Source organism: Arthrobacter sp. HMWF013, assembly GCF_003061105.1.
GTDB lineage: Bacteria > Actinomycetota > Actinomycetes > Actinomycetales > Micrococcaceae > Arthrobacter.
Genome location: NZ_QAIQ01000703.1, coordinates 1 through 1,307 on the forward strand (window position 1 = coordinate 1; position 1,307 = coordinate 1,307).

Genomic DNA, 1,307 nt, shown 5'->3' on the forward strand with positions numbered 1-1,307 from the left:
GTCCTGGCCAGGGTGAACGGCGGATACCGGTCTGTTCCCAAGGCACCGTAGGCATAGAACGCCACACGCCAGCTCCAGCGCATGACACCCACATTGAAATTGAAAAGGGATCGCGGGTAGCGGGCCGTAAAGAGAATCGCGAAGCCGGCGATGACGGTGACGATGAAGAAGGCAAACCAGAGGAAGAACAGGACAATGAAATGAGGTATGGCCAGGAACCACTTCACCAGCCACATCCACCTCGACAGCACCGGATCCAGATCGCCCCGGAGCCTGGCCGGATAGGGCGCCGTCTCAACCGCAGCAGCTGGAATGGCCGGAGGTTGTGCGGATGGAGCCTGGTAACCCACGGGCTGCGATCCGGCACCCGGGTACGGACTGGAATAGGGCGGCACCGCGGCCCCCGGGTGGGGCGCTGCAGTGGAACCCGGGTACTGTCCCGGGCCCGACGGCGGCGCAGGAGTGTGCCTGCCCAGCCCCTGGGCTCCGAAAATCAGGAGCGGAACGCCGAGCACCAGGAGGATGGCGCCGCCTGCCAGCAGTCCCGCCGCTATCGGGCCGAACAGTTCGGACCGGAACCCGGCCTGCAGATCCACAGCAACACCCGGGCTGGCATCCGCGTTCATGACCACCACCGACCAGTCACCGGCCGCTATGTTCCAGTTGAACTCCCTTTCGCCGCTTCCGGACGACGAGGCGGCCCAGAAGTCCTGGTCCGTGGGCACAGCTGGCTGCGCGGTGCCTTGAATCTCCCGGTACTCCACATTGAAGGGACGGAAACTTACATCCCGCAGCTCAGAAAAGTTTGACCCGGCAAGGTAGCGGTCCACGTCAGCCCTGGGCCCTATGCCGACGAAGATGTCCTTTCCGGGATTGGCCGATTCCGCGCCGATTCGAATGCTGCCCACGTCAAAAGGCAGCGGCCCCGGGTAGTCGTCATCGCGCATGCCCTCCGCGCGGGCAGAGACAATTGCCGTGGAATCAACGGCGAAGCGCTCCCTCGGAGAAGTGAGATAGCCGCCGTCGTTCTGGCGGGAGTTGATCCACGAAGTGCCGATGCCCCCGAAAAGGAGCCCAACTCCGAGCATCGACAACAAAATGCCGAGAACCAGCATGGTGATTGAACGGGCTTTCATGTCGGCCTCCCGAAATTGACGAAGCATTTCAGCCCAGCCCCCAGCCGTATCAGGTCTCCTCCAGCGTTATGCCACAGCCCACCCGCCAACAGGGCCAAAGGTCACTCCGGAAGACAAATCGCCGCGGGGCCGGCGGGGCTTTCGTCCCTGTTGCCTGAACCCGCCCCGTTA

At 63.4% G+C, this 1,307-nt stretch carries 1 protein-coding gene; it reads right to left on the reverse strand.

What is annotated here, in order from left to right; translation table 11 throughout:
- The coding region (locus DBR22_RS22700) for a DUF4389 domain-containing protein (RefSeq protein WP_108600834.1) at window positions 1-1,136 on the reverse strand (1,136 nt) is incomplete at its 3' end.
- Window positions 1,137-1,307 lie beyond the last annotated feature (171 nt).